A 19,285-nucleotide genomic window follows, 5' to 3' on the forward strand; every position below is an offset into this window, starting at 1 on the left:
TAGCCGCGGCCACCCCCTGATGTTTGCACAACCCTTGAGCGAGCCCCCGACATGAGCGACACCCCCCATTTCCCGCTGTCCGCCGTGGTCGGCGCCGAAAGCCTGAAACTGGCCCTGTGCCTGACCGCCATTGACCCGAAGATCGGCGGCGTGCTGATCGAAGGCCCACGGGGCATGGCCAAGTCGACCCTGGCCCGAGGCCTGGCCGACCTGTTGGCCAGCGGGCAGTTCGTCACCTTGCCCCTGGGCGCCAGCGAAGAGCGCCTGGTGGGCACCCTGGATTTGGACGCCGCTCTGGGCGAAGGCCGGGCGCAGTTCTCACCGGGGGTGCTGGCCAAGGCCGACGGCGGCGTGCTCTATGTCGATGAAGTCAACCTGCTGCCCGATCACCTGGTGGACCTGCTGCTGGACGTGGCCGCCAGCGGCACCAACCTGATCGAGCGCGACGGCATTTCCCATCGCCATTCGGCGAAGTTCGTGCTGATTGGCACCATGAACCCGGAAGAGGGCGAACTGCGCCCGCAACTGCTGGACCGCTTCGGCCTCAACGTCGCCTTGAGCGGCCAGCCGGCCCCCGAAGAACGCGGGCAGATCATCCGCCGCCGCCTGGATTTCGACAGCGATCCCCAGGGGTTCTGTGCCCAGTGGGCCGAGCCCCAAGCGGCGTTGCGCGAGCGTTGCCAGCAGGCGCGGGCCGCCCTGGCCGGCATCCCGCTGGACGACCAGGCCCTGGCGCTGATCACCGAGCGCTGCTTTGCCGCTGCGGTGGACGGCCTGCGCGCTGATCTGGTCTGGCTGCGCGCGGCCCGCGCCCACGCGGCCTGGCGCGGCGCTCCGGCGATTGCCGAGGAGGATATCGACGCCGTGGCCGAGTTCGCCTTGCGCCACCGGCGGCGGGAGACTCCGCCCGGCGCGCCGCCATCGGGGCCAAGCCCCCAGGCACCGGCATCCGCCAACGCCAACCTCAATGAAGGCCAGGGCCAATGGGGCGAAATGCCAGCCCAGGCCTTGCCCACCGGTGCCCGCCGAGAAGTGCCGAGCTGGCCAAAAAAGCCCTAGGCATCCGCCCCCAGAGTGACCGGGGGGCGGATGCCAAGCCCCGGGCGGGGCACCTGGATCAAGGTCGGCACGGCGCCAGTCGCGCCGCCGGCAGCGGCGCGATCAATTGGCCCGGCACCTTGCTCAAGGGCCGGCCACGCTTGCGCCAAGACCTGCTGTTTCGCCTGCGCCGCCGCGCGCCCCATGAGCTGTGGCTGGTGATCGTCGACGCCTCGGCCTCGACCCGTCGCCACAGTGCCCTGAGCGACGCCAAGGGCCTGCTGGCGCAACTGTTCGACGACGCCTACCGCCAGCGTGCGCGCCTGGCGCTGCTCACCGCCAGCGGTCGTGCGCCGAACTGGCAGGTCCAAGGCCTGAAAGCCTCCAAGGACTTGCGGTACTGGCTCGACGGCCTCGGCGCCGGTGGCGGCACGCCCTTGCCACAAGCCCTGAGCGAAGCGACCCAGTGGCTGGAACAGCGCCAGCGCCGCCTGCCGGCGGAGCAGCAGCGCGTACTGCTGATCACCGATGGCCGCTTGAAAAGCCTGCCGCCGCTGCAACCCCTGAACTGCCCGACCTTACTGCTCGACATCGAACGCGGCCCGATCCGCCTGGGCCGTGCCCGCGAACTGGCCACAGGCCTCAACGCCGCCTACCAGCACCTCGATCTGTAGCCTCTAACCCTCTAACCCTCTAACCCTCTAACCCTGTAGCCGCTGCTGAGCCTGCGAAGCTGCGACCGCCGACGCAGTCGGCGCAAAGGCCCCCAATCCTTCCCAGAAACAACGCAGATCCTGCCCCTGCTAGCCCTTCGGGTCCGTTCGCAGCCTGGCGGCAGCGGCTACATGGACCTGTGCCGTGCCTGCGAGCCCTTCGGGCTCGGTTGCAGTCTGGCGGCAGCGGCTACATGGACCTGTGCCGTGCCTGCGAGCCCTTCGGGCTCGGTTGCAGTCTGGCGGCAGCGGCTACATGGATCTGTGCCGTGTCTGCGAGCCCTTCGGCCTCGGTTGCTGTCTGCGGCAGCGGCTACACTGCCTGCGCCAACACAGGAGTGACTTCATGCGGGTACTGGTGTGCAACAATCAGGACGATTTTCGGGTCAAGGCCTATGCGGGGACCAATGGCGTGCTGTTGGCCATGGATCTGGATGCCTCGCGGCGCCGGGGCTTGTTGGGGTTTGCCATCGAAAAGCAGACCGGCAGCAAGCCTTGGCTGTTTTTGTTCAACAGCCTGACCTTTCCCGGCAAGGCTCACACCTTTCCTCAATTCCACGCGACCCCCAGCGATCAGGCGCCGCTGCAGAAGTTTCGCTGGGCCGACTATGCAGTCAATCCCGGCGCTACCCTCAACTATCGGGTGTATCTGGTCTACGGCAGCAGCGATGCGCCGCAGTTGGGCGAGTCGCTGGCTTTGAGCATCACCGCCGACAACGGCCAGCCCGCCGGCCAGCGGGTGATCTTCAACCGCGCGGTGGCCGCCAGTCAGGCGTTTTCGCGCAAGTTTCCCGAGTTGGACGCACAGTTGGGGGCCAACAAAAAACTGCCGATCGAGGCCTGGCCGGATGCCCCCCGGCGATGGTTGGAAAACGGCTTGTTGGGGGAGCTGCTGGGGTTTATCCAGCGCGCCACGGATGCCCATTGGGCGCTGGACATCGCCATCTACGAGTACCAGTTGCAGGCGATCGTCGAGGCGGTCAACGCCGCCTTCGACCGAGGCGCCCAGGTACGGGTGCTGTACCACGCCGGTCCCGGGGACGATGACACCGTGCAGAATCAGGCCAGCCTGCAGCACCTGCCCGATGCCAACAAACGCGGCCGGGTGACCCATGGGATCTTTCATGACAAGTTCATCGTCCTCAGTCGCCTGGACGGTAGCGGTCAGCGCCAGCCCGCAGCCGTGCTGTGTGGCAGTACCAACTTCACCGCCAATGGCGTCTACCGTCAGGCCAACGTGCTGCACAGCCTTGATCACCCGCCGATGGCTGGAGAGTATTTGCAGGTGTTCGAGCAGATCTGGGCGGCGCCGAATGATGTAGGCGCCACCCGCCGGTGGCTGACCCAGCACAACCCCATGCAGGCGGATGCGCCGCTGTTTGCCGGTTTTTCCCCGCGCAGTGGCCAAGGCGATCTGGATCAATTCGTCACCATCATCAATGACACCCGCCGCGACCTGCTGTTCGCCACCGCCTTTGCCTTGCCCGAGCGCCTGCTCGATGCCTTGCTCGGTCAGCCCCACGACGACGTGCTGCGCTACGGCCTGCAAAACACTGCCAGCCGCATCACGGGATTCCACGCCGATCGCAGCGCCGAGTTCACGGCCACCGCGTTGCTTAACCAGGGCGTGGAAGGTTGGCTCAAGGAAGGCCTCAAGGGGCAGAAAGGCAACCTGCTGGTGCACACCAAGGCCATTGTCAGCGACTTCACCAGCGAGGCGCCGGTGATCATCAGTGGCAGCCATAACTTCAGCGTTGGCGCTAGCCTGCGCAATGACGAGAACTTCCTGATCATCCGTGGCGACACTGACCTGGCCGACCGCTACGGCCTGGAACTGCTGCGCTTTTACGAGCACTACCGGTTTCGCTACTACGCCAAGCAACTGGCCCTCAAGCAGGTGCGCCCCTTGGCGGTGGACGACAGCTGGAGCAACGACTACTACCGCGAAGGCGACTTGCGCCAGTTGTCGCGGCTGCGCTTTTCCGGGCGTTGAAGGCGGCGCGGTAGCCCCGCAAGCGCCGCGTCAGGTTAGACAGGGTCGGCCCGAGTGGGTAGTTTCCACGGACTGCGCACGAGGAACCTGCCATGGCCTCGGACCTGACGTCCATTGAGCTGTTTCTCAAGGCCCTGACCCTGGGCAACCTGTCCCGGGCCGCCGAGCAGTCGCACCTGTCGCTGTCCGCCGCCAGCCGGCGCCTGTCGCTGCTGGAGCAACACGTCAAGGTGGCGCTGCTGACCCGCACCTCCACCAGGGTGCAGCCGACGGCGGCGGGGCAGGCCCTGGCCGAACATGCCCGCAGCCTCCTGCGAGCGGTGGATGTGATGCACGCTGACCTGGCCGACTTTGCCAAGGGCGCCACCGGCCGGGTCAGCCTGTACGCCAACAGCTCGGCGATGAGCCAGGAACTGCCCCGGCAATTGACCCAGTGGAGCGAGCTGCACCCGGGGATTCGCGTGGACATCCGCGAAGAGCGCAGCCGCGAGATTCTTCTGGCGGTGCGCGACGGCATCGCGGATGTGGGCATCGTCACCACCTTGCCCCAGGCCCGGGACCTGTACTTCAAGCCCTATTGCCGCGACCGCCTGTGCCTGATCGTGCCCCAGGAGCACCCGTTCAAGATGAGCCATGCGCGTTTCCAGGACTTGCTGGGCTACGACTTCGTCGGCCTGGAAGACAACGCCGCCATCACCCCGCTGATCACCGAAGCCGCGGCGGCGGTGAGCATGCCCCTGCGCCTGCGGGTGCAGGGGCGCAGCTTCGAGGCGGTGTGCCGGCTGATTGCCGCCGGGCAGGGCGTGGGGGTGTTGCCCCAGGGCGCGGTGCAGATCTTTCGCAAGGAGATGGCCTTGCGTTTTATCGAAATCGACGACCCCTGGGCCGATCGCCAGATGTTCCTGTGCCGACGCCGGGAGCAACCGTCCCTGGCCAGCCGCGAGCTGTTCGACTACCTGGCTGACTGCGATCGCAGCGCGCCGCCGCCCTAGTCGCGGGCCCCTGGCTGCCTGGCGCCGCGAGCCTTCGAATTTTGCGAAGGCGGTTTCCACAATGAGCAATTCCCCTGGGCGCTTCCCCGTGCCCAGAATGGGCTCGCCCGTGCGCTTGACCTGCCTCGATAACAACAACACGTCAGACCAGGAGAGACGGCTTGTCCAGGATCAATCCCGCTGTAAAACCTCCCCATCGCATCGCGGTGATCGCCGGTGACGGCATCGGCCGCGAGGTGGTTCCTGAAGGCTTGCGCGTGCTGGAAGCCGTCAGTCGGCGCTTCGGCATCGATCTTGAGTACGATCATTTCAACTGGTGCAGCGAGCACTACCAGGCCCACGGCAGCATGATGCCCGCCGACTGGGCCGAGCAGATCGGTGACCACGAGGCGATCTTCTTCGGCGCCGTGGGCGCGCCGGACATCGTCCCCGACCATGTTGCAGTGTGGGATTCATTGCTGAAGATCCGCCGCCAGTTCGACCAGTACGTGAACATCCGCCCGGTGCGCCTGATGCCCGGGGTCCCGTGCCCGCTGGCCGGGCGGGCGCCGGGGGACATCGATTTCATCGTGGTGCGGGAAAACACCGAAGGCGAATATTCCAGCGTCGGTGGCCGCATGTGGGAGGGCACCTCGCGGGAGATTGCCTTGCAGGAGTCGGTGTTCTCCCGCCACGGCGTCGACCGGGTGGTGCAGTACGCCTTCGAGCTGGCCAGCCGCCGGCCCCGGCGCAACCTGGTGGCGGCCACCAAGTCCAATGGCATCGCCATCACCATGCCGTTCTGGGATGAGCGAGTGGAGGCGCTGGCCAAGGCCTACCCCGAGGTCGACACGCGCAAGTTCCACATCGACATTCTCTGCGCGCACTTCGTCCAGCACCCGGACTGGTTCGATGTGGTGGTGGCGTCCAACCTGTTCGGCGACATCCTCTCCGACCTGGGCCCGGCCTGCACCGGCACCATCGGCATCGCGCCCTCGGCCAACCTCAACCCGGAGCGTCTGTACCCTTCGCTGTTCGAGCCGGTGCACGGCTCGGCGCCGGACATCGCCGGCCTTGGCGTGGCCAACCCGATCGGCCAGATCTGGTCGGCGGCGCCTTGTTGCGCAACACCCTGGAGCAGTACGGCGGCCTGGACATCGTGGTCAACAACGCCGGCACCACCCACCGCAACCGGCCGATGCTGGAAGTCGACGAGGCCGAGTTCGACCGGGTGTTCGCGGTCAACGTGAAAAGCATCTTCCTCAGCGCCAAGCACTTCGTGCCGCATTTTCGTGGCCGGGGCGGCGGGGCGTTCATCAACATCGCCTCCACCGCAGCGATCCGTCCGCGTCCCGGCCTGGTCTGGTACAACGGCAGCAAGGGCGCGGCGGTGGTGATGAGCAAGACCATGGCCGCCGAGTTCGGACCGGACAACATCCGCGTCAACTGCGTCAACCCGGTGGTGGGTGCCACGGCGCTGCTCAGTGAGTTCATGGGCGTGCCGGACACCCCGGAAAACCGCCAGAAGTTCATGGCCAGCATTCCCCTGGGGCGCTTCTCCACCCCCCAGGATGTGGCCAACGCCTGCCTGTACCTGGCCTGTGACGAGGCTGCGTTCATCACCGGCACCTGCCTGGAAGTGGATGGTGGACGCTGCGTCTGATGACCTGTAGAACCCTTCAGGCCAGGGCCGCTCAGATCGGGTAACCCGCATTTTGTGTAGCCGCTGCCGCAGGCTGCGAACGGCTGCGCAGGAGACGCAACGATCTTGAAGACGCCGGAGGTTCGGCAGGCAATTCCCAAGCAAGGCCCCGCGGGCATTTGCGCCCGTTTCAACCCAATCAATGGAGTGCAGTCGACATGTGTGGGATCGATAACGACAACAACCACCCCAATACCCAGCAGCTTCTTGAGGGCCTGCCGAAGAACTGGGGCAAATGGGGCCCGGACGACGAGGTTGGCGCCCTCAACTATCTGCAACAGGCCGAGGTGCTGCGCGGTGTCGCCGCGGTGCGCCAGGGCAAGACCTTCACCCTGCAGGTGCAGATCGGCCACCCCGGCGGCGACCCGATGTGGCCGGCGCGCAACCCTTCGATGCGCTTCAACACCCTGGACCGCAGCCACTATCAGGCCGGCAAGCAGCCGTCGATGACCGGCGGCGCCGAGTACTGCGACGACGTGATCTTCATGCAGTTGCAGGGCTCGACCCAGTACGACGCCCTGGGCCACGCCTGGTACGACAACCAGCTGTGGAACGGCTACGACGCCAGCAGCACCGTCGGCGGCATGGCCAAGGCCAGCGTGCTGCCGATTGCCGAACGCGGCGTGGTGGGCCGCGCGGTGCTGATCGACATGGCCCGGCACCGCGGCAAGAAGTACCTGGGCCGCGGCGAGACCTTCAATCACCTGGACCTGCTGGCCGCCGCCAAGGCCCAGGGCGTGGCCATCGAGAAACGCGACATCCTGATCATCCGCACCGGTTCCATGGGCGCCTTCTACGAGTACGGCAAGACCGAGTTCTTCAAGGACCTGGTAGAGCCGGGGCTGACCTACAGCCGCGAACTGGTGGACTGGTTCAACCAGATGGAAATCCCCAATCTGGTGACCGACACCATCGCCAACGAAGTGATCACCGACCCGGTATCCGGGGTGCAGATCCCGCTGCACTGCGCGCTGATGCGCAACCTGGGGATCGCCTTCACCGAGATCGTGCTGCTCGAAGACCTGGCCGAGGATTGCGCCGCCGACGGTCAGTGGACCTTCCTCTACACCGCCGCGCCGTTGAAGATCGTCGGCGGCAGCGGGGCACCGGTGAACCCCATCGTCATCAAGTAACCGGCGCTTGCTGGTGGAGAGGCGGGCGCAGGGTTTATCCTGCGCCCCCTCACCAAGACCGATAGGGATCATCGACCGATCATGCATGACGATTCGCACTCGCCGGACTGCAGCTGCTGCCTGGATCACGCCAATGCCCATCAGGGCGTACTCGATACCCTGGGGTTGATGGCCGACCACCCCGAGGCCAGCGAGGACGACATCGTCCAACTGCTGCAGGCGCGTGGCTACTCGGCCATCGCCGCTGAAAAACTCAACGCCTTCGTGCCATCGGCCCTGGCCTGGATCGTGCTCAAGCGCCTGGGGGTGAAACACCTGCCCAACCACTTCATCGCCCTGGATGAGAAGGGTGAGGAGGTCCGGGTTCCGGTGGCCGGCCAGCACTACTTCACCGCCGCGCTGACCCTGGCATACAACACCTTCGAAAACGGCTGGAGCGAGGTGCTGCCGCGCAAGACCTACGAAATGGTGGCTGGCCGCAGCGCCGAAATGGCCATGGCCAACGAGGCGCTGTATGCCGGGGAGTCCCTGCAGGGGGCCACCCTGGAGCCTGTGCAACTGCTGCGTCTGGATGCCAGGGCGGCGCTTGAGTAAGCGCCCGGACACTGGCGGGCCGCAGGCCATGGGGTTACCCTGCGGCTCATTTTTTGAGACCGATATGGACCTTCGCCTCCCGTGACCGATACCTGCCCGCCCAACTGCGCGCACTGCGCCGAAAACCCCGACCACCAGAGCGCCCATCAGGCCGTGGTCGAAGCCCTGCAAGTGATGGGCGCCCACCCCAAGGCCAGCGAAGACCAGATCGTGCAGATGCTCCAGGCCCGTGGCTACTCGGCCATCGTCGCCGAGAAGCTCAACGCCTTCGTGCCCTCGGCCCTGAGTTGGCCGCTGCTCAAGCGCCTGGGGGTGGAGACCTTCGTCGGTCACTTCATCGCCTACGACGACAATGACCAGGAGGTTAAGATCCCGGTTTCCAGCCAGCACTATTTCACCGCCGCCTTGATGCTGGCCTACAACACGCTCGAAGACGGCTGGAGCGAGGAGTTGCCGCACAGCACCTTTGTCAGCGTGACGCAACACAGCGCCGAGATGAACGCGGCGAATAAGGTGCTGAACCAGGGCGGTAGCCTGGAGGGTGGGACGATCGGGCCCTTGAAGTTGCTGCGGCTGAGCGCCAGCGAGGTGCTGGGGCAAGCGTCTAGCTGATGTAGATGATCTTCGACACCAGCTCGGCGCTGTTCTTGGCCTGCAGCTTCTTCATCAGCCGGGCGCGGTGCACCTCCACCGTGCGGTGGGAGATCGCCAGCTTGCGCGCCACTTCCTTGCAGGTCAGGCCGTTGACGATGTGCAGCGAGATCTCGCGCTCGCGTGGGGTCAGGCGCACGGTTGGCGCCAACGGCCGGTCCAGGCGTTCGAAGTGCCAGATCATCAGCCCGAACGGGTCGTCCGGGGTCAGGGAAAAACCGTGGGCCCGGGCCCAGAACACTTCGCCATTGCGGTGCTGCATAAAGCGTTCGTCGGTATAGGACCCGCCCTGGCCGTTGCGCAGCCAGTGTTCGCTGCGCTCGCCAATGCTCTGGTAGTCGGCCTGGGACGGGTACAGCAACAGGGTCAGGTGATCGAGCAGTTGTTCGCGCTCATAGCCGAACAGGCGCAGGAAGGCCTGGTTGCAATCGAGCATGCGCCGATGCCCAGTGATCAACTGCGGTGCGGGGGAAACCTGGAAGGCCAGGCGCTCTAGGTCCTGGAGCTGCTGGGCATATACGGTCATGGGGCATCCTGCCTCGTGGAAGTCGTTGCGCCGCTCTGGCGCGGGGGGCACTACTTACTGGTGTACGTAGTTGCCCCAACTAGCGTCTGATTGTGGCGCTCGCCATTGTATGGAACGTCCGCTTCAAGCACAGAAGAAAATCACCATGAATCATGCTTCCGTATCCATTGTCGCTGCCGCCCACACATCGTTCGGTCGCCTCCAGGGGCTGACCCTGGAGGACCTGATTGTCCAGGTCACCCGCGAGGCCCTGGCCGATGCCGCAATCGATGCCGCCGAGATCGACGCCCTGTTCCTCGGACACTTCAACTCAGGCCTGGTGCCGGACGGTTTTCCGGCCTCGCTGATGCTCCAGGCCGACCCGCAATTGCGCTTCAAACCGGCCACCCGCTGCGAGAACGCCTGCGCCTCGGGCTCGGCGGCGATTCAGGCCGGGGTCAACGCGATCCGCAGCGGCGCCGCTGAACTGGTGCTGGTGGTGGGGGCGGAAAAGATGACCGGCAACTCCACCGCCGAGGTCACCCAAGCCCTGGCCGGAGCCGGTTACCAGAATGATCCACAGGAGGCCGGCCTGAGCTTTGCGCAGCTGTTTGCCCGGGTCGCGCAGCAGTACACCGAGCGCTACCACAGCCCGCTGGCCTCGATGGCGGCGATTGCGGTGAAGAACCACGCCAATGCCATGGCCAACCCCCTGGCGCAGATGCATCGGCCGATGGACTTCGAGCATTGCAACCAGGTGTCCCAGAGCAATCCGCTGATTGCGCCGTCGCTGCGCCTCACCGACTGCTCGCTGATCAGTGATGGCGCGGCGGCCATTGTCCTGGCGTCACCGCAGCGCGCCCGCTCGTTCCGGCGCGAAGTGGCGATCCGCTCCCTGAGCCAGGTTAATGACCTGCTGCCGATGGCCAGTCGCGACATCCTCGCCTTCGACGGCCCGCAGCGGGCCATCCACGGCGCCTTGCGCGAGGCCGGGGTGAGCCTGGGGGACATGAACTTCGCCGAGGTCCATGACTGCTTCACCATCGCCGAGCTGTTGATCTATGAGGCCATGGGCCTGGCGCCCAAGGGCGAAGGCCATCGGGCGCTGGATGAGGGCATCGTGCGCCAGGGCGGTCGTTTGCCGGTCAACCTGTCCGGTGGACTCAAGGCCAAGGGCCACCCGGTGGGTGCCACCGGGGTCTCGATGCATGCCCTGGGCTTTCGCCAATTGATCGGCGAGCCCATTGGCCTGGGCGTGCCCCGTGCCGAGTTCGGCTTGCTGTTCAACATGGGCGGGATGGCGGTGGCCAACTACGCCTCGGTCCTGCAAGCGGTCAGGGCCTGAGCATGAACATCGCCCATTGGCTGCTGGATGCGGCCCAACGCTGGCCCCAGCGTCCAGCGCTGTTCGCGGGCTGCCGCCAGGTGGCCGACTATCAGGACTTCGCAACCCGGGCCCGGGCTCGGGCCCTGCAGTTGCGCCACGGCCATGGCATCGCTCCGGGGGAGCGGGTGGCGTTGCTGATGAAGAACAGTTGCGACTACCTGGAACTGCTCTACGCCATCTGGTGGAGCGGGGCGGTGGCGGTGCCGGTCAACAGCAAGCTGCATCCGCGGGAGGCGGCCTGGATCGTCGGCAATGCCGGGGCCAGGTTGATCTTCACCGACGGCGGCCGGACCTTCGAGCTGCCGGACTTGCCCGCCGATTGCCTCGAGGTGCCCGGCGACGTCATGCCGGTGCCGGCTGGCGCCCCGGACGGCGAACTGCGCGAGCCTTGGTCGTGCGCCGACGACGAGCTGGCCTGGCTGTTCTACACCTCGGGCACCACCGGTCGTTCCAAGGGGGTGATGCTGTCCCACGGCAACTTGATCGCCATGTCGCTGTGTTACCCGCTGGATGTCGATCCGGTGCAGGCCACTGATGCGCTGGTCTATGCCGCGCCGATGTCTCACGGCGCCGGGCTGTACAACTTCATTCACGTGCGCTGTGGTGCCCGGCATGTGGTGCCGGAGTCCCAGGGGTTCGATGCGCCAGAGCTGTTCGGGCTGGCGCAGGAACTGGGGCAGGTCAGCCTGTTTGCCGCGCCGACCATGGTCAAGCGCATGGTCGAGCAGGCCCGGCAGCAAGGCTATGACGGCACGGGCATCAAGACCATCGTCTACGGCGGGGCACCGATGTACCAGGCGGACCTGGCCCAGGCCCTGGACACCTTCGGCCCGCGGCTGGTGCAGATCTACGGCCAGGGCGAGTGCCCGATGAGCATCAGCGCGCTGTCCCGGGAGCTGATTGCCGAGCGCCAGCACCCGGACTGGCCGGCTATCGCGGCGTCAGTCGGGCGTCCGCAGGCCTGTGTCGAGGTGCGCATCCTCGATGCCCAGGGTCAGCCGCTGCCGGCCGGCGAGCCCGGGGAAATCGCCGTGCGCGGCGCCCCGGTGATGCACGGCTACTGGGACAACCCGGCCGCCACCCGGGCGACCCTGGTGGACGGCTGGTTGCTCACCGGCGATATCGGTTTTCTCGACCACCGCGGTTTGCTGACCCTGACCGACCGCTCCAAGGATGTGATCATTTCCGGTGGCAGCAACATCTACCCGCGGGAAGTGGAGGAGGTGCTGATGCAGCATCCCGGGGTGTTCGAGGTGTGCGTGGTGGGTGAGGCGGATGCCGAATGGGGCGAGTCGGTGGTGGCCTTCGTGGTTGCGCGCCGCCCCCACAGCCTCGACCCGCAGGCGCTCAACCAGTGGTTCGTGACGCGCATGGCGTCGTTCAAGAAACCGCGCAAATACCTGTTTTGCGCCGAGCTGCCGAAGAACAGCTACGGCAAGATTCTCAAGACCCGCTTGCGTCAGTGGCTGCAGGACCCCACCGGGGCCATTGCCGACCGCTGAACGCGCTTTCCCATGGACCGCAGTACGACAGGAGTCTCCCAACATGGACGTGTCCTCTTGCAACCCCCAGCGCCAGCGGCGCCGGGCCTTTATCGGCGCCACCTCCGGCCACTTGATCGAGTGGTACGACTACGGCGTCTACGGCTTTCTGGCGCTGTACATCGGCCAGGCGTTCTTCGTCTCCGATGACCCCACCAGCAGCCTGCTGGCGAGTTTCGCGGCCTTTGCCCTGAGCTTTTTCATCCGTCCCCTGGGCGGCCTGTTCTTCGGCCCGTTGGCGGACCGCATCGGCCGGCGCCAGACCCTGATCACGGTGCTGGTGCTGATGGCCGGCTCGACCTTCCTCCTCGGCCTGTTGCCGACCTACGCCAGCATCGGCATCGCCGCGCCGATTCTCCTGGTGCTGATCCGCTGTGTGCAGGGCTTCTCCGCCGGTGGCGAGATCGGCACCATCACCAGCTTCATTGCCGAATACGCCGGCCCTGGGCGCCGCGGCTTTGCCACCTGCTGGTTGATGGTCACCGCGGTGCTCGGCCTGTTGCTGGGCGGCGCGGTGGCCAATGGCATGACCTGGGTCCTGGGCGCGGACCTGATGCAGGATTGGGGCTGGCGCGTTCCGTTCCTGCTCGCCGGTCCTTTGGGCTTCATTTCCCTGTACATCCGCCTGAAGCTGGAAGACAGCCCGGAGTTCCTTGCCCTGGCGCAGGCCGGGCAGACCTCCAAGGCACCGCTGCGCGAAGTCTGGCAGTGGAAGCGCTCGATTGCCCTGGTGTTTTTCATCATCACCTTGCACAGCTCGATCTTTTACCTGGTGCTGACCTTCGCCTCGACTTACATGTCCAACACCCTCAAGTTCGACAGTGGCACCACCTTGCTTTACGTGTTCGTCGCCAGCCTCTCGGCGGCGCTGGTCATGCCTCTGGGCGGCGCCTTCACCGATCGCTACGGACGCAAGCCGTTCCTGATGGTGATCGGCACCCTGGCTACCCTGGCCATGTACTGGTTCTTCAAGACCGCGCCCAACGCCACCCCGGCCACGCTGTTCTGGCCGTTGATGGCGGTGGCGATCCTGTTCGGGTTCTACGCGTCCTCGACCTACGCGCTGATGAGCGAACTGCTGCCGACCCGCATCCGCTCCACCGGGATTGCCGTGGCCTACAACATTCCGGTGGCGGTGTTCGGCGGCAGTGCACCGCTGATCTCCACCTGGCTGATCAAGCTCACCGGCGACATCACCTCGCCCTGGTATTTCTACGTGGCCACCGGGGTGGTGTCGTTAATTGCCCTGGTGGTGCTGCGCAAGGAGGACTTTGTCGCCTGCGCTCCTGGCTCGCACAACCAAGACAGCCTGGAACCCTCGTTGATGGTCAACCCGGCGCCCTGAGCCTGCGGCCTGGGGGTTCAGCAGGTGGGGGATTCAGAAGCCTTGGGGTTTCCAGCATGCCGCCGGTGGCGCGGCACCGGCACAGGTGCGGTTTTGGCCATACAGCGGTTTTGCCGGCTTGCGGGTTACCGCGCTGTTGCGGGTCCTGATGCAGGTGCGGGTATAGCGGTGCATCTGGTTCAGCGCTAGGTTGCGCAGCCCCTTGGGGCAGATCAACAGGGCCTCGCCGAAAGAGAAGAGTTGAAAGCCTTGAACTTCCAGGCGCCGCTCAGAGGTCAGGCGGGTGTTCCACATCAGTGGGTCCAGGTCATGCAGTTCGAGGTCATCGTGCAGCACGAATCGTTCGATTCCGTCCTGACGCACATCCAGGCTGCCGGCGGCCTTGTAGGTGATCTGGCTCATGGCTCCGGGCAGCACCAGAAGAAATGCTGCGGTCAGGAGCAGGGTGCACATCAGGGCATAGAAGACCCGTTTGTAGGGACTACCGGCCTTGCAGTAGAAGAACACGATGGGCAGCAAGGAGAAGAGCAGCCCCAGGAAGTTCAACAAGGCCGGTAAGTGTGGCGAGTCATTGGACACTTCGTTGCTGTAGGCATTGATGATCAGCAGGCTGGTGAAGATCCCCGAGATCACCGTGCCCAGCAGGCAGAGTGTCAGGGGCACGAACAGGCCACCCCAGGTGCCCCTGCCCGCAGCGGGGTGTTTCTCCAGACTGCTGTGGATCACGCGTTTGAACGCGGGGCGTGACATCACCAGCGCTGTCACCAGTACCACCACCGCCACCAGTATCAGCGACGCCAGTGCCTCACCCAGATGCACGTAGTAGCTGAGCACGATCAGGGCCAGGAAGCCTGCCAGGACCGGCAAGGTCAGCCATACCACCACATCGTTCATGTGTTCTGGAGTGTTGCGAAACACATCGTTTGCCAGCCCGAACAGCAGGGTGGTGACCGTCAGCAGCAGCAAGTAGATCAGCATGAGAAACAGCACCATGACCAGCCAGACCACCAGCGCCGATCTGGCATCGATGGAGGCCATGAACAGGTCGGTGCGGCCGATGGCCCGGGTGTACATGTACAGGCTGAACAGCCCCAGCGCGGCGGCGCTCAGGCCGATGACGGTGCCGATCTGGCTCCAGTAGTTGAGGACGCGTTTGAGGTTTTTCCTGAACACCTCTTCAAAGGTGGGTCCTGCGACTTGCATGTGGGCACTCCCTGGCAACGGCGATGGCGGCGGGAGTAGAACAAGACGAGGGGGGCTCTGTCGATGCTTTTGCACGCAGGACCGGGCTCCGACAGGGCCGGTCCCTGGCCCAGTCTTTCAGGCTCGCGCCTCAGCGGTATTGCGCCGCCGCTTGCACTGGTGTCCGCCCCTTGCGCCCGGCCGTCAGGCGATAGGCAATGGCCAGCCAGACGAACCACGCCGGCATCACGCACAGGGCCATGCGGGTATCCGGGCGCAGGGCCAGCAATGCCAGGACGAACAGCAGGAACGCCAGGGCGAACCAGGCCAGGGGCACGCCGCCCGGCATCTTGTACTGGGAACCGGCGTGCAGTTCAGGGTGCTTTTTGCGGTAGGCGATGTAGGACGCGAGGATGGTCGACCAGGTGAAGATCACCAGGATCGCCGACACCGTCGACACCAGGGTGAAGGCGGTCATCACCTCCGGAACCACGTACAGCAACAGCACCCCCAGCAGCATCAGCAGGCTGGTGAAGGCCAGGCTGATCACCGGCACGCTATGCCCTGACAGACGTTTGAACACGCGTGGTGCGTTACCCTGGTCCGCCAGGCCGAAGAGCATGCGACTGGCGGAGAACACGCCGCTGTTGGCCGAGGAAGCCGCGGAGGTCAGCACCACGAAATTGACGATGCCCGCCGCAGCGGGGAAGCCGGCGATCAGGAACAACTCCACGAACGGGCTCTTGCTCGGCGACACCTGCTGCCAGGAGGTCACGGCGATGATGCATGCCAGGGCCAGCACATAGAACAGGATGATGCGCAGCGGAATCGCGTTGATGGCCCGGGGCAGGGTCCGGCGCGGGTCGCGGGTCTCCGCCGCGGCGGTGCCGATCAGCTCGGTGCCGGCAAAGGAGAAGATCGCCATCTGGAAACCGGCGAAGAAGCCCAGCAGGCCGTTGGGAAAGGCGGCCTGGCGGTCCAGCAGGTGGTTTAGGGAGGCGCTCACCCCGGACGGCGAGACAAAGGCGGTGGCGATCAGCACCAGGCTCACCGCGATCAGGGTGACCACGGCGATGATCTTGATGATGGCGAACCAGAACTCCACCTCGCCGAACAGTTTCACCGTCAGCACGTTGAGGGCGAACAGGGTCAGCATCATGGCGATGGCGGGAACCCAGGCCGGTACATCGGGGAACCAGTACTGGAAGAAGCCGCCCACCACCACGGCATCACCCACCACCGCGACGCTCCAGCTCAGCCAGTAGGACCAGCCGAGGAAGAACGCCGCCTGGGGCCCCAGGTAGGCACCGGCGAAATCGGCAAAGCTCTTGAAGTTCAGGTTCGACAGCAGCAGCTCGCCCATGGCGCGCATCACCAGGTACACGAACAGGCCGATGATCATGTAGATCAGGATGATCGAGGTGCCGGACATGGCGATGATCTTGCCCGAGCCCATGAACAGCCCGGTGCCGATGGCGCCGCCCATGGCCATGAGCTGGATATGACGGTTATGCAGGGTGCGTTGCAGCTTCGGATGCTCGGAGGCCCCTAAGGTATCTGGAATCATCACAAAACCTCTTGATTTTATAGTTGTCGAGTTTTGGCAGTGGAAGGTCGTTGGGGGCTGCGGTCTGTGATTGTTGTGGTGCAGCCGGGTCAGGTATTGCCCGTGAACAGGGGCACGAAGCCGGTTCCCTGTTCATGGGCCACAGGAGCGTTCTTTCAGCCGGCGGTGATCCGTCGTGGTGCCGTCGCCAGGGGGGCGGGGCGCTGTTGCAGCAACTGGTACAGGTCCTTGATATTGGCCGGCGTGGGCACCAGCTGAATCTGCTCGCCGATGCCGTGCTGGCGTGCCAGGTCATGCAGGTAGCGCAGGGACGCGAAGTCTTCCAGGGCGAAACCCACCGAGTCGAACACCGTGACCTGGGCCTCATGCTCGCGGCCCGGCGCCAGGCCCTGGGCAACGCGGAAGTACTCGGTGACCGGGAAGTGCGCCGGCATCTGCTGGATATCGCCTTCGATGCGGGTCTGGGGTTCGAACTCGACGATCACCCGGGCGTTGCGCAGGATGTCCGCGTGCAGCTCGGTCTTGCCCGGGCAATCGCCGCCCACGGCGTTGAGGTGCATGCCCGGCTCGATCAGTTCGGGGGTGAGGATGGTGGCGTAGGCCTTGTCCGCGGTGACCGTGGTCACGATGTCCGCGCCCTTGACCGCATCGGCCACCGAGTCGGCGATGCGCACCTCGAGCCCCGGCCAGGCCTGCAGGTTGTGCTTGAGCTTGTGGGACGCGTCGATGTCGATGTCGAAGATCCGCAGCTCGCTGATGCCGAGCATTTCATGAAAGGCGATGGCCTGGAATTCACTCTGGGCGCCGTTGCCGATGAGCGCCATGCGGCGGGCGTCCTTGCGGGCCAGGGATTGCGCCACCAGCGCTGAAGTGGCGGCGGTGCGCAACGCGGTGGTCAGGGTCAGCTCGCTGAGCAGCACCGGGTAGCCGCTGTCGACCTGGGCCAGCACGCCGAAAGCCATCACCGTCAGCAGGTGCCGGGCGGGATTGCCGGGGTGGCCATTGACGTACTTGAACGCGTACTGCTGGCCATCGTCGGCGGGCATCAGCTCGATGACGCCAGTGGCGGAGTGATTGGCGGTGCGCGGGGATTTCTCGAAGGCTTGCCAGCGCTGGTAGTCGGCCTGGATGTAGCCGGCCATTTCCCGGATCGCCCGGCCTATGCCCAGGCGTGAATACAGGTCCGCTGCGTGATCCACATCGATGAACAAGGTCATGTCTTTTCCCTCTCGGTCAGAACGTTGAAAACTGCTGGGCAGTGCGACGCTGGTGCATTAGCGGTTGGCATGGCCGTGGAGCACATTGACCGCGTTGATGCCGATCTCATCCACCATGTAGCCGCCCTCCATGACGAACAACGTGGGTACGCCCACGCCGGCGATGACTTGGCCCATGCCGAGGAAATCCTCGCTTTCCAGAAGGAAGTGGCTGATGGGATCGTCCTTGAAGGTGTCGACGCCCAGGGACACCACCAGCAGCTCCGGGGAGAACTCGCGAAGCCGGACGCAGGCCTGGATCAGTGCTTCCCGGTAGCGCTGCCAGGTGGTGCCTCGGGGCAGGGGGACGTTCAGGTTGCAGCCTTCGCCGGCGCCGGCCCCACGCTCCGCGGCGAACCCCGAGTAGTAGGGGTAGGAGACCGCCGGATCGCCGTGCAGCGAGACGAACAGGACGTCATCACGCTCGTAGAAAATGTTCTGGGTGCCGTTGCCGTGGTGGAAGTCCACGTCCAGCACCGCCACGCGTTTCGCGCCCCGGGTCACGGCGTGTTGTGCGGCAATGGCGGCGTTGTTCAGGTAGCAGTAGCCCCCCATGTATTCCCGTGCCGCGTGATGGCCCGGCGGACGGCACAGGGCAAAGGCACTGTCCTGGCCTTCGTCGATCAGCGCCAGGCCGGTGAGGGCAATATCGGCGCTGGTGCGCACGGCATTCCAGGTGGTGGCGGTGATGGGCGAGCCGGCATCCATGGCGAAGAAGCCCAGCTTGCCGTCGATGAACTCCGGCACCTGCTGGTTGGCCAGGTCGCGTACCGGCCACACCAGGGGCAGGGCGTCGTGGCTGCGGCCGGTGGCGCGCCATTCGCTCCAGGCGCTTTCCAGGAAGGTCACGTAGCGTTCACTGTGGGCGGCGACGTAGCAGGAGCGGTCGAAACGGCGGGGGACGATGATGTCGCCAAGCCCCACGTGCCTGACCCGGTCGCGGACCGTATCGGCCCGGCTGGGTTGCTCGAAGGAGGGCTTGAGCACCCCATCCTTCAACTCGGTGCCGTGGTGCAGGCGGTGGGATTCGCTGAAGACGGTAAGCATGCTGAACGCATCCATTGTTGTTGTCCGGTGCAAATAGTTTGTTCCGGCATGGCTGCGACTTCTTTGCTTTTTGTTCTGATGGAATTAGAGTTTTGGGTAATATTTTTCCAATGAGTGGCTACTTGTGAAAAAAATGACTCGAAGGGTGTCCCTGGACGAAACCGACCTGGCGATCCTCGCCCTGTTGCAGCAGGACGCGAGCATTTCCAACGCCGAACTCAGCGAGCGCCTGTCCCTGAGCCTCACCCCCTGCTGGCGCCGGCGCAAACGCATGGAAGAGGAGGGGGTGATCAAGGATTACCAGGCCAACCTCGACCGGCGCCTGCTGGGGCTGGACATCATGGCCTTCGTGCATGTGCGTTTTGCCACCCACTCCGACCAGACTCCGGATGACTTCGAGGCGGTGATCATGCGTTTGCCCGAGGTCCAGGCCTGCCACAAGATCACCGGTGACGCCGACTACCTGTTGCAGGTGCTGGCCCAGGACCTGGACAGCTACAGCGATTTTGTCGAGCAGGTGCTCAGGCGCCAGCCGGGCATCGCCTCGATCCAGTCGAGCCTGGCGCTGCGGGAGATCAAGGCCACCAGTCGCCTGGCGATTGCCCCGGCACCGGCCCGTTGAGTCGAACCCCGGTTACTGGAACGCTCCGCTGATCAGGT

The 19,285-nt window shown here is 65.2% G+C and carries 18 protein-coding genes; 13 read left to right on the forward strand and 5 right to left on the reverse strand.

Going from position 1 to position 19,285, the window contains the following annotated elements:
- Positions 1 to 51: 51 nt before the first annotated feature.
- From PLD_RS12320 to PLD_RS12360, 9 genes are all read left to right on the forward strand, one after another.
- Positions 52 to 1,059 (forward strand): ATP-binding protein, encoded by a 1,008-nt coding sequence (locus PLD_RS12320; RefSeq protein WP_159892954.1) that lies wholly within the window; start codon positions 52 to 54, stop codon positions 1,057 to 1,059.
- Positions 984 to 1,712 (forward strand): VWA domain-containing protein, encoded by a 729-nt coding sequence (locus PLD_RS12325; RefSeq protein WP_256674601.1) that lies wholly within the window; start codon positions 984 to 986, stop codon positions 1,710 to 1,712. Before PLD_RS12320 ends, PLD_RS12325 begins: the two co-directional genes overlap by 76 nt.
- A gap of 385 nt (positions 1,713 to 2,097) precedes the next feature.
- Positions 2,098 to 3,744, forward strand: coding sequence for a phospholipase D-like domain-containing protein (locus PLD_RS12330; RefSeq protein WP_159892956.1), 1,647 nt, complete (start codon positions 2,098 to 2,100; stop codon positions 3,742 to 3,744).
- Positions 3,745 to 3,836: 92 nt separating this feature from the next.
- A complete protein-coding gene (locus tag PLD_RS12335; protein WP_159892958.1) occupies positions 3,837 to 4,736 on the forward strand; it encodes a LysR family transcriptional regulator in 900 nt (299 codons plus the stop codon).
- Between the two features lie 161 nt (positions 4,737 to 4,897).
- Entirely contained in the window at positions 4,898 to 5,965 is a 1,068-nt protein-coding gene (locus PLD_RS12340) for a tartrate dehydrogenase (RefSeq protein ID WP_306110122.1), read from the forward strand.
- A complete protein-coding gene (locus PLD_RS12345; RefSeq protein ID WP_306110127.1) occupies positions 5,875 to 6,378 on the forward strand; it encodes a glucose 1-dehydrogenase in 504 nt (167 codons plus the stop codon). Before PLD_RS12340 ends, PLD_RS12345 begins: the two co-directional genes overlap by 91 nt.
- A gap of 197 nt (positions 6,379 to 6,575) precedes the next feature.
- Entirely contained in the window at positions 6,576 to 7,550 is a 975-nt protein-coding gene (locus PLD_RS12350; RefSeq protein ID WP_159892960.1) for a cyclase family protein, read from the forward strand.
- An 81-nt stretch (positions 7,551 to 7,631) separates the two neighbouring features.
- Positions 7,632 to 8,144 carry a hypothetical protein gene (locus PLD_RS12355; protein WP_123724290.1) on the forward strand — a complete coding sequence of 171 codons (513 nt, stop codon included), beginning with the start codon at positions 7,632 to 7,634 and terminating at the stop codon, positions 8,142 to 8,144.
- An 81-nt stretch (positions 8,145 to 8,225) separates the two neighbouring features.
- Entirely contained in the window at positions 8,226 to 8,756 is a 531-nt protein-coding gene (locus PLD_RS12360) for a hypothetical protein (protein ID WP_159892962.1), read from the forward strand.
- On the opposite strand, the gene PLD_RS12365 is transcribed toward PLD_RS12360, so the two are convergent.
- Entirely contained in the window at positions 8,749 to 9,321 is a 573-nt protein-coding gene (locus PLD_RS12365; protein ID WP_159892964.1) for a LuxR C-terminal-related transcriptional regulator, read from the reverse strand. The genes PLD_RS12360 and PLD_RS12365 overlap by 8 nt on opposite strands.
- Positions 9,322 to 9,466: 145 nt before the next feature.
- On the opposite strand from PLD_RS12365, the gene PLD_RS12370 reads away from it, so the two are divergent.
- Genes PLD_RS12370 through PLD_RS12380 form a run of 3 tightly spaced genes read left to right on the forward strand, consistent with a single transcriptional unit; the run spans position 9,467 to position 13,573 of the window.
- On the forward strand, positions 9,467 to 10,645 hold the full coding sequence (locus PLD_RS12370) for an acetyl-CoA acetyltransferase (protein WP_159892966.1): 1,179 nt from the start codon (positions 9,467 to 9,469) through the stop codon (positions 10,643 to 10,645).
- 2 nt (positions 10,646 to 10,647) lie between these two features.
- On the forward strand, positions 10,648 to 12,189 hold the full coding sequence (locus PLD_RS12375) for a class I adenylate-forming enzyme family protein (protein ID WP_159892968.1): 1,542 nt from the start codon (positions 10,648 to 10,650) through the stop codon (positions 12,187 to 12,189).
- Between the two features lie 43 nt (positions 12,190 to 12,232).
- Positions 12,233 to 13,573, forward strand: a complete 1,341-nt coding sequence (locus tag PLD_RS12380) for an MFS transporter (protein WP_159892970.1) — start codon at positions 12,233 to 12,235, stop codon at positions 13,571 to 13,573.
- 33 nt (positions 13,574 to 13,606) lie between these two features.
- Here the strand turns inward: PLD_RS12380 and PLD_RS12385 are convergent, their stop codons facing one another.
- From PLD_RS12385 to PLD_RS12400, 4 genes are all read right to left on the reverse strand, one after another.
- Positions 13,607 to 14,776: a hypothetical protein gene (locus tag PLD_RS12385; RefSeq protein ID WP_159892972.1), complete on the reverse strand. Its 1,170-nt coding sequence runs from the start codon at positions 14,774 to 14,776 to the stop codon at positions 13,607 to 13,609.
- Positions 14,777 to 14,906: 130 nt separating this feature from the next.
- Entirely contained in the window at positions 14,907 to 16,322 is a 1,416-nt protein-coding gene (locus PLD_RS12390) for an amino acid permease (protein ID WP_159892974.1), read from the reverse strand.
- A 155-nt stretch (positions 16,323 to 16,477) separates the two neighbouring features.
- Positions 16,478 to 17,539 carry an ornithine cyclodeaminase gene (locus tag PLD_RS12395; RefSeq protein WP_159892976.1) on the reverse strand — a complete coding sequence of 354 codons (1,062 nt, stop codon included), beginning with the start codon at positions 17,537 to 17,539 and terminating at the stop codon, positions 16,478 to 16,480.
- Positions 17,540 to 17,596: 57 nt separating this feature from the next.
- The gene (locus tag PLD_RS12400) at positions 17,597 to 18,625 is read right to left on the reverse strand and encodes a histone deacetylase family protein (RefSeq protein WP_178116151.1); all 1,029 of its coding nucleotides are present in this window, start codon (positions 18,623 to 18,625) and stop codon (positions 17,597 to 17,599) included.
- 133 nt (positions 18,626 to 18,758) lie between these two features.
- Between PLD_RS12400 and PLD_RS12405 the strand changes: the two genes are divergently transcribed.
- Positions 18,759 to 19,247: an Lrp/AsnC family transcriptional regulator gene (locus PLD_RS12405; RefSeq protein WP_170004083.1), complete on the forward strand. Its 489-nt coding sequence runs from the start codon at positions 18,759 to 18,761 to the stop codon at positions 19,245 to 19,247.
- The last annotated feature ends 38 nt before the right edge of the window (positions 19,248 to 19,285 follow it).

The sequence above is a fragment of the Pseudomonas sp. LD120 genome (genome assembly GCF_009861525.1).
Taxonomy (GTDB): Bacteria; Pseudomonadota; Gammaproteobacteria; order Pseudomonadales; family Pseudomonadaceae; genus Aquipseudomonas.